The sequence below is a fragment of the Streptococcus sp. 10F2 genome (assembly GCF_054331515.2).
This window is the reverse complement of sequence record NZ_JBTGGE020000057.1, coordinates 1-8,844: the sequence shown is the minus strand read 5'-3', so window position 1 is coordinate 8,844 and position 8,844 is coordinate 1. Positions and strand designations below refer to the sequence as shown.

Annotated in this window: 8 protein-coding genes; 6 read left to right on the top strand and 2 right to left on the bottom strand. The window is 42.7% G+C overall.

Annotation, left to right across the window (positions count from 1 at the left end; all coding sequences use genetic code 11):
- Nucleotides 1–128 precede the first annotated feature (128 nt).
- Together yghU and ACXM1Q_RS08085 are read right to left on the bottom strand one after the other, a co-directional pair.
- Nucleotides 129–917, bottom strand: a complete 789-nt coding sequence (gene yghU / locus ACXM1Q_RS08090) for a glutathione-dependent disulfide-bond oxidoreductase (RefSeq protein WP_458517629.1) — start codon at nt 915–917, stop codon at nt 129–131.
- A 118-nt stretch (nt 918–1,035) separates the two neighbouring features.
- Entirely contained in the window at nt 1,036–3,390 is a 2,355-nt protein-coding gene (locus tag ACXM1Q_RS08085) for a cation-translocating P-type ATPase (RefSeq protein WP_458517628.1), read from the bottom strand.
- Between the two features lie 84 nt (nt 3,391–3,474).
- On the opposite strand from ACXM1Q_RS08085, the gene ACXM1Q_RS08080 reads away from it, so the two are divergent.
- The 6 genes from ACXM1Q_RS08080 to ACXM1Q_RS08055 all read left to right on the top strand — a co-directional run bounded on the left by ACXM1Q_RS08080 (nt 3,475) and on the right by ACXM1Q_RS08055 (nt 8,725).
- Entirely contained in the window at nt 3,475–4,212 is a 738-nt protein-coding gene (locus ACXM1Q_RS08080) for a lysophospholipid acyltransferase family protein (RefSeq protein WP_458517627.1), read from the top strand.
- 42 nt (nt 4,213–4,254) lie between these two features.
- On the top strand, nt 4,255–4,884 hold the full coding sequence (locus ACXM1Q_RS08075) for a helix-hairpin-helix domain-containing protein (protein WP_458517626.1): 630 nt from the start codon (nt 4,255–4,257) through the stop codon (nt 4,882–4,884).
- A gap of 183 nt (nt 4,885–5,067) precedes the next feature.
- The gene (locus ACXM1Q_RS08070) at nt 5,068–7,146 is read left to right on the top strand and encodes a DNA internalization-related competence protein ComEC/Rec2 (protein ID WP_458517625.1); all 2,079 of its coding nucleotides are present in this window, start codon (nt 5,068–5,070) and stop codon (nt 7,144–7,146) included.
- Nucleotides 7,147–7,240: 94 nt separating this feature from the next.
- Entirely contained in the window at nt 7,241–7,681 is a 441-nt protein-coding gene (locus tag ACXM1Q_RS08065) for a hypothetical protein (RefSeq protein ID WP_458517624.1), read from the top strand.
- A complete protein-coding gene (locus ACXM1Q_RS08060) occupies nt 7,668–7,910 on the top strand; it encodes a hypothetical protein (protein WP_458517623.1) in 243 nt (80 codons plus the stop codon). Before ACXM1Q_RS08065 ends, ACXM1Q_RS08060 begins: the two co-directional genes overlap by 14 nt.
- A gap of 443 nt (nt 7,911–8,353) precedes the next feature.
- Nucleotides 8,354–8,725 (top strand): ATP-binding cassette domain-containing protein, encoded by a 372-nt coding sequence (locus ACXM1Q_RS08055; protein ID WP_458517622.1) that lies wholly within the window; start codon nt 8,354–8,356, stop codon nt 8,723–8,725.
- Nucleotides 8,726–8,844 lie beyond the last annotated feature (119 nt).

The following is an 8,844-nucleotide window of genomic DNA, read 5'->3' as shown; positions in this document are numbered from 1 at the left end:
GAGGACTGGTCAGCTGTCTCGATTACTACCTAAAACGACATGCGTTAAAAGTTAACTGAACCGCCGTGTGCCGAACGGCACGCACGGTGGTGTGAGAGGGACTATGCATTAGTCCCTACTCGATTAGTCTAAATCTCTTGATACTCAACTTCTAGTGCTCGTTGAACGGCTGGTCGCTGGGCGATTTTTTGAGTCCAAGCTTGGAGATTTTCGTATTCTTGGACATTTAGGAAAATGCCTGCCTTGTCCCAAATCTTATCTTGTGCTAGACGACCATACCAAGACCAGATAGCTATATCTGCAATGGTATAAGTATCGCCTGCAATATAGGGTTTGCTGGCCAATTCTTTGTCTAGAAGGTCTAGCTGGCGTTTAGCTTCCATAGCAAAACGGTTAATCGCGTATTCAATCTTCTCAGGTGCGTAGTGGAAGAAATGACCAAATCCACCACCCAAGAAGGGAGCAGCACCTGCTTGCCAGAAGAGCCAGTTGAGAACTTCGTTGCGCTCAGCTGGATTACTTGGGAGAAAATGATTAAATTTTTCGGCTAGATAAAGAAGGATATTCGCAGATTCAAAAATTCGAACGGACGTTTCACCAGAAATATCAAGAAGCGCAGGAATTTTAGAATTTGGGTTGATGGTTACGAAGTCGGAGCCGAATTGATCTCCATCTCCAATCTTAATGCGGAAAGCATCATAGTCGGCCTGATGAATGCCAAGTTCTCGTAATTCTTCCAGTAGAATAAGTGGCTTGAGCCCATTCGGAGTTGAGAGGGAGTAGAGCTGGAAAGGTTTATCCCCTTGTGGCAATGTTTGTTCAAAGCGACTACCAGCAGTTGGCTGATTGAGGCTTCCCCAGGCTCCACCCATGTGTGTAGGATTTTCCCAGATCTCTGGTAATTGGTATTCTGACATAGTTCTCTCCTTGTCTAATTTCTAACGTTATCCTAGCAGATTCAACTAAGTTTTTCAAGTTTTCGCTACAGGTAAAAAAGCTGAGACATCTGTCTCAGCTTAAATCTTGTCTCTTCATTTAGGCTGTCGCCATCATCTCTTTGGGATAATAACGCTTGGAGAAAAGAATGAAGATAAGGGTAAAAATGGTTGCAAGGACTAGGTAGACTGGCCAAGTATTGGATGTTAGAGTACCGATATGTAAGAGTCCTTTGAGGAAGTAGGCAGAAAGGAAGAATCCTCCTACTGACCAAAGTATTAAGCCCACGCGCCATAGGTTAAGAGGAAGGCAGGCTCTGATAACCGCTAGGAATGAAATCGTTCCGAGTAGATAGTAGGAAAGGGTTCCGATTTCCATACTAGACCAACCAGCGATGCTTCCATAAATCTGACTAAAGAGTACAGAGATAATAATCATTAAAGCATTTGGAAGAGCTAGGAACATCGACTTCTTGAGGAAGTGAGGCTCTACCGGTTTGATGTTGCGTTCGAAAGTTAAAACAAATGGTGGGAAACCTTCAACGAATTGATCGACCAAGGTAATTTGGATTGGGATAAATGGGAAAATCATAATCCAATCTGCCCGGAAGAAAAGGACAGTGGCCATACAGATAATACTTAGGATAAAGGAGTAGATTGTTTTAATAAAGAAGATTGGTGCAATCTTACCAATATTATTAACAACTCGGCGTCCTTCAAAGAGGATTTCTGGTACATCGTTGAAGTCTGAATTGAGTAAGACTAAATTAGCAATTTGGCGGGTGGCTGGATCACCTTCCGCCATAACAATGGATACATCAGCCTCACGTAGGGCTAGAATATCGTTAACACCATCACCCGTCATAGCAGTAGTGTGTCCTGCTGCCTTGAGAGTTTGGATGATAAGGCGTTTTTGATGAGGGGAAACACGACCAAAGATTGCTGTAGTTGCTACAGCTGCTTCTAATTCTTCATCTGTGACTTTCGAACAGTCTAGGTACTGGTCGTAGTTATGGAAACCAGCCTTGGCAGCAACATTTGAAACAGTGACGGGATTATCTCCAGAAATGATTTTAAGATCAACATTTTGAGAGCGAAGGTACTCCAAGGTTTCAGCAGCCCCTTCACGAACTGGATCGGAGATTTCCAAGATAGTTAAAGCCTCTAGGTTATCTGGTAGGGAAGGTTGTTCCAGATTAAGAGGATCTGGACTCCAGGCAAAAGCAAGGACTCGGGATCCGCGTTCTTGAGCAGCTTGGATAAATTCGGTTGTATTAGCTACCAAAAAATCTGTTGCCCCAAGATAGAAACTTCCCTTGTTTTCAAACTGAATGGCTCCCCATTTTCGATCGCTGGAGAAAGGAATCGTAGCGATAGGCATCACCTTTGTTTCTGGTTGGGTTATGTAATGACGAATAGCCCGCGCTGTTGGGTTTTTATCTTCAGAATGGTTCATGTAATGGGCTAAATTTTCCAAGATGTCTTCCTTGGATAAATCTGAGGAAAGGACTTCTAAATCCTCGACAGTCATTTTTCCTTCAGTAATGGTTCCCGTTTTATCCAAACAGAGGGTATCAACCCGAGCTAAGGTTTCCACCGAGTACATTTCCTGAACCAGAACCTTTCGCATTCCCAGCTTGATAACAGCTGTTAGTAGGGAGGTGATGGTTAAGAGGGCAATCCCTTTTGGCAACATACCCAAGAGAGCTGTGGAGGTGTTAACCACTGAATCTTTTAGCGGCAACATCTTCATCACAAAGGCCTCAAAGAAGAGGATTAGACCAAAGGGGATGATAATTTTTCCAGTAAAGTTGGCGATTTTATTTAACTCGGAGAGAATCTTAGAGTTAATGGGTTTAACGACCTTGGCTTCGGTCATCAACTTAGCAGCATAGTTCTCGGCACCGACCCGAATAATCTGAGCTTGCACCTGACCGGATGCTAAGAAGGAACCTGAGAGCAATTCATCGTTGGTATTTTTGGGAACTAGGTCACTTTCTCCGGTTAACATGGCTTCATTGGCTTCTGCCATGCCTGAGAGAACTTTTGCATCACTAGGAACTTGCTCACCAGCGGCGAGTAAAATCACGTCGTCTAGCACGAGTTCTTCAGAATCCACTGCGACTAATTGGCCATCACGGTAAACTTGAACTTGCTCTTTGTTCAGCAGATTGAGCTTGTCAATCATATGCTTGGCCCGAAGTTCGGTCACAATTCCGGAAAAGGCGTTAAAGCAGATAACCGCAAAAAAGACAAGGTTGGACCAGGCCTGAACTAACATCAAAGCGATTGCAATCGCAAAGTTGAGGGCATTAAAAAGGGTGAAGACATTTCGCTTCATGATATCCCAGGTGCTGGTCGAAGCATCGGCATTAAATTGGTTGACCTCTTTACGCGCAAGGCGCTCGTCAACCTGGGCTTGTGTCAGCCCAATCAATTGTTCTTTCTTATCCATACCTCCTATCTTATCAGATTTGTTTTAAAAATACTATTTGCGTGCTGAAAAAGCTTGGGGTATAATGTCAAAAAAGGAGAGAATATGTTTTATACTTATCTGAGAAGTCTGGTAGCCCTCTTGTTATGGGCTGTGAACGGACCAACTCGTTATGAAAATCTTGATAAATTACCAGATCTAGAGAGTAACTATGTCCTAGTTGCTCCACACAAAACCATCTGGGATCCCGTCTACTTAGCTTTTGCAGCCAGACCTAAACGCTTTATTATTATGGCTAAGCAAGAGTTATTCCAAAATCGTATTCTAGGGTGGTGGATTCGTATGTGTGGAGCCTTTCCAGTTGATCGGGAGAATCCTAGTCAAGAAGTTCTGAAATACCCTGTACGCATGCTGCGTAAAAGCCAGTTCTCCCTCATGCTCTTTCCATCTGGAACTCGTCACTCGTCAGAGTTGAAAGGGGGAGTAGCTGTTATTGCGAAAACTGCCAAAGTGCCTATTGTACCTGCCTTTTACCAAGGTCCAACAACAATTGGAGGTCTTTTGAAAGGCCAACCGGTTACCATCCGAATTGGGGATAGTCTCGATATTAGCGACATCAAGCGCCTCAACAGCGAAGGGCTTGCAGAAGTTTCTGCCCGTGTTCAGAGCTCCTTTGATCAGCTAGAGGCTGATATCCAGCCACAAGGACGTAGTCTCTTAACTTGGTTGCTCTTACCTATTCGACTTGTGGTTTTACTCTTTGTATTGGTCTTGATTCTTTTTACCGTCCTCTTTAGCTGGGTTGCCTCTTTTATTTATCAACCGAATATTGATGTGAAATAGTTTTTTCTTTTTTCTCCGAATAAAAAAGTAGGAGGAACGCCTATGCACAATTGGAAAGAACTGATTCGCCAAAACGCTTTGCCACTGCTCCTGATCCTTGGAGTAGTGGCTTTTTTCATCTATAAACAAGTTTCATCCCAGCCCCAGACTCAAGTCCAGTCCCTATCTGTGTCGAAACCAAGTCAGCCATTGCCAAGTAAGGGGGAGCCATCCCTAGAAGCCGATCCGGGTAAAATTACGGTAGATGTCAAGGGGGCGGTGCGCAATCCTGGTGTCTATGAGCTAGCAAGTCCAGCGAGAGCTCAAACAGCCATTCAAAAAGCTGGCGGTTTGACGTCTGAGGCCGATCCGAATGGCCTTAACTTGGCTCAGCTATTAAAGGACGAGGCAGTCATCTATGTTCCTCAACAAGGCGAGGTTCCTGCTATAACGTCGCCAGCACCAGGAGGAGGAAACGTAGCTGGTTCATCTAATACTGGAAAGATTGCTCTTAATCAGGCAACTGCAGAAGACTTACAAAAAATTCCTGGCATTGGTAAGAAACGAGCCGAGGATATCTTGGCCTTTCGTGAACAAAATGGTGGATTCCAATCTATCGATGATCTTAAAAAGGTATCGGGGATTGGTGAGAAAACTCTGGAAAAAATTAGAGACCATGTGCAGGTGGATTAGGAGATAGTAACTGTTATGAAACAGTTTTTTCAAAGTGTTTGTCGGAGGATTTCGCTTTCCCACTTGGCTTTTCTGACAGGTTTATCGTATTTTACTTGGGGCAGTTTTCATCCCCTTCTTCTCATTTTATGGCTCCTATCGATGTACTGCCTTTATCGGAATCAGGGGAAGGAGGTCTTTGGGATGACAATCATGATACTGCTGGTGCTGATTGGTAGTTGGCAATGGCGTCAGAATGCCGGAACCGAAAAGGCAGCCGAGGAGCTAGAAGCTCCTAGTCAGGTTCTTCTCAAGCCAGACAGTTTGATTTATGAGGAGGATAGTCTCAAAGGTATTGCACAGTGGGAAGGGCATACCTATCGTTTTAGTTATAAAATGACTGAGGGAGAAGATTTACGTTATTTACGCAGGAGACAGCATCTTCCATGCCTAATGCTTGAAGGAGAGTTGGGAGAAGCGCGTGAACAGGAGAATTTTGGCGGTTTTGATTATCGAGCCTATCTAGCGAATCAAGGAATTTATCACACTTTGAAGATTCAAAAGATAAAACGAATAATCTGGCAAGAGTCTTGGAATCCGGTAGACAAGTTATCTGTCTGGCGTGCTGGCTGTATTGATTGGATTGAATCCACTTATCCTCCAGAACTAGCGTCCTATATGACGGGATTATTACTCGGATATTTACCAGCTAGTTTCGCAGAACGTGGCCATGTTTATCGACAACTCGGAATCTTTCATCTTTTTGCTCTGTCAGGCATGCAAGTTGCTTTTTTTACAAAACTTTACCGACGTATCTTGGCAAGATTTGGACTAACCAAGGAAAGCCTTAATCAACTTCAATGGTTCTTCTCCATTATTTATGCTGGTCTTACTGGTTGGACTCCTTCTGTATTGAGGGCTTTAGTCCAACAACAATTGGCCCTTCTAGACCTACGAGGAATGCAGCAGTTTTGGGTTCTTTTATTGCTTCTTGCCGCATTAACTCCCCAGTATTTTCGAGATATGGGAGCCATATTGTCCTTGACTTTTGCCTTTATACTACAAGTCTTAGCCCAGGATAGGAAGCGATTAGAGAGTTGGAAGCAAGCTTTTGTAGTAGCCTTAGCAAGCTTGCCTATTCTGTGTCTCTTTTTTAGTGAGTATCAGGCACTTGGAATTTTCTTTACGGTCCTCTTATCTTTTCTTTTTGACCGTATTCTTCTACCACTTTTCTTAGGTTTGCTTTTGTTAGCTCCCTGGACAAAAGGGGAAGTGGTGAATAATTTGTTACAGGGGTTGGATTGGTGTTTGCAAAAAGCACAGAGCTATTTACCAGGTCCCCTTATTTTGGGACAACCGTCTTTTCTGATTTTCTTGGGCTTATTAGCTTGTTTAGCATTTATGTGGGATTCTCGTTCCCGTAAAAGACGTACTCGCCTTTGGTTTTCTATCTTTCTAATAGGACTTGTCTTAACCAAATTTCCCTTCGTGAATGAAATTACTCTGGTCAATATCGGTCAGGGAGACAGTATCTTTCTCAGAGATTGGCAGGGGCGCCATGCTCTTATTGATGTTGGAGGGAAGGTTAGCTTTGGGCCCAAGCCCAAACATGCTATAAAAGCCAATGCCGAGTATAGTTTGATTCCGTATCTCAAGTCTAGAGGTATCGACCATCTTGAACATGTTTTCCTGACCCATCCCGATGCTGATCATGTTGGTGACCTTTTGGTAGTGGATCAGGAAATCCCGATTTCCAATCTGTATATTAGTCCTGGAAGTCTTCACAAGTCAGGTTTTTTAGACAAATTACAAGCTACCCAAGCGCAGATTCATCTAGTTGAACCTGGACAGACCTGGCCTATTTTTGATAGTCAACTGCAAGCTCTTTACCCACTAGAAGAAGGGCAAGGGGATAATAATGATTCGCTTGTCTTGTACGGCCAATTTTATCAAGTCCGTTTTCTGTTCACCGGTGACTTAGAGCAGGAGGGAGAGGAGATTCTTATGAAAAACTATCCAGAGCTATCTGTTGATGTTTTGAAATTAGGGCATCATGGCAGTAAGGGCTCTTCGACACCGGCATTCTTGGACTACCTCCATCCGAGCCTAGCCCTGATTTCAGCCGGTAAAGACAATCGCTACCACCACCCTCATGAAGAAACCCTGAATCGACTAAGAGAACGCGGCATCCCTTGGCATCGAACTGACCAAGAAGGGGCCATCCGACTTTATGGCTGGTGGGATTGGAAACTAGAAACCGTCCGCAAGCTTGAGGAAGAGTGAAGATTGGTGGCCTTTAATTGCTGGAGAAAATCCTAGTGGTCCATTACAAAAACCATTTTCCTTTTTCTTGAGTGTCATTAACGAAGGAGGTATAATGGATTTACATGAAGATTCCGGAGCCATATCCGAAAAACGAGGGGATATTGAAAAACAACGATTGGCCTTTGCCCAACAGTATTACCAAGAATTACGCAATTCGAATAGGGCAAATATTATTTACAGAATGTCCAGACATAGTGGTTTTGATTCAGAGATCCTTGCTAGCATGTTGGAACATATTTTGGATAATACATATTTGCTCTGGGATTGGAAATTAGGTGAATATAGGAGCCGATCTTTTTATCCTCACTATGATATGGCACGCTCGCTACAGCGACTCTATTTAGGCTGTCCAAGTACAATTGATCTCATTATGGTTCAGCATGAAGCCCTTGAGCATTTCTATATGAATCACTGTCACTTTGACTATAGTGTGGCACATAGATTAGCAAATGTAGATTATAATTATGAGGAGTTTAGAGATGAAACGAATTGAGAAACTATTTATTGAGATGATTAAAATCCAAGACACGGATGAGGTACTACAGTTTATGGCAATTTCGGGGACCTGTTCTGGGATTGGAACTTTAAACAAGAGAAATATGGAGTATCATTACGAAGGGGATGATTTGGACACATGGTCTTTCTTTGTTGAAGATCAGTTAAAACGAAGTATTCTTTTGGGAAAAACGTTACCTGAAAAATTTGCTCATGGCTTTGGATAAGACATTGAGTAGGTGGGGTTGCTAAAGGGTTAAAATGTAAATACAAGTTGTCCTTACAATATGGGGTCGCTCATGATTAAATACGTAACCAGGTAATTTTGGAGCTGTAGTAACTGACGTTCAGCAATCAAAAGGTATTTTGAAGGAGGGGAGATTACAGTATTAGAAGCTTTACCTACAACACTAAAGAAAATCACTGATATTTTTATTATAGTGAAGAATACAGAGTCTATGTAGCTCGAATTCTAAACTCAAGACCAAATTGGGCAGCCCTTTTTTGAGATAAATCAAATGACATCTCTTACATAGAGGTGTTTTTTAGTTTGGTGTTTTAGTTGTGGAGATGCTTTTTACCTGACAAATGTCATAGGAGATCATGACATTCAGTGCTAGTTCTGATAGGAGGTAAGGGGTAGACTAGAAATAGATAAGGAGGGGATGCTATGATTCATGTTGAAAAGTTAGTCAAGGAAATGAAGGGGAAGCGCCTTGTAGATAACATGTCTTTTGATATTGTTGCTGGAGAAAGTGTGGCTATCATTGGTCCTAATGGTGCTGGTAAAACAAGTTTGATGAACTGTTTGACTGGAAAGTGGAAGGCCAGTGCTGGCCTTGTGACGGTCAATGGAAAAGCTCCTTGGGCTAAAGATAGTAAGGGGACCTTAGCTGTTTTAGGACAGGAAAATGTGATTCCTCTAGATTTGAAGGTTAAGGAGCTAGTAGCTTTCTTTCAAGATATTTTTCCGGATTCTCTTAGCGATGAAGAGCTGGATAGATTGTTGCAGTTTTCTCAAGAGCAAAAAAATCAATTATAGTTGTTTCACTTTAAAAAACATTGTTTAGACATTCTATCACCGAGTTATATTTGGGTAGTAACTCTATGACTTTCTTCTTAAGGTTAGCCCATGCTTTTTCAATCGGATTTAGTTCAGGA

Bases quoted from the DNA above. Each gene is read 5' to 3' on its own strand.
- yghU (WP_458517629.1), bottom strand. From the start codon at position 917: ATGTCAGAATACCAATTACCAGAGATCTGGGAAAATCCTACACACATG.
- ACXM1Q_RS08085 (WP_458517628.1), bottom strand. From the start codon at position 3,390: ATGGATAAGAAAGAACAATTGATTGGGCTGACACAAGCCCAGGTTGAC.
- ACXM1Q_RS08080 (WP_458517627.1), top strand. From the start codon at position 3,475: ATGTTTTATACTTATCTGAGAAGTCTGGTAGCCCTCTTGTTATGGGCT.
- ACXM1Q_RS08075 (WP_458517626.1), top strand. From the start codon at position 4,255: ATGCACAATTGGAAAGAACTGATTCGCCAAAACGCTTTGCCACTGCTC.
- ACXM1Q_RS08070 (WP_458517625.1), top strand. From the start codon at position 5,068: ATGACAATCATGATACTGCTGGTGCTGATTGGTAGTTGGCAATGGCGT.
- ACXM1Q_RS08065 (WP_458517624.1), top strand. From the start codon at position 7,241: ATGGATTTACATGAAGATTCCGGAGCCATATCCGAAAAACGAGGGGAT.
- ACXM1Q_RS08060 (WP_458517623.1), top strand. From the start codon at position 7,668: ATGAAACGAATTGAGAAACTATTTATTGAGATGATTAAAATCCAAGAC.
- ACXM1Q_RS08055 (WP_458517622.1), top strand. From the start codon at position 8,354: ATGATTCATGTTGAAAAGTTAGTCAAGGAAATGAAGGGGAAGCGCCTT.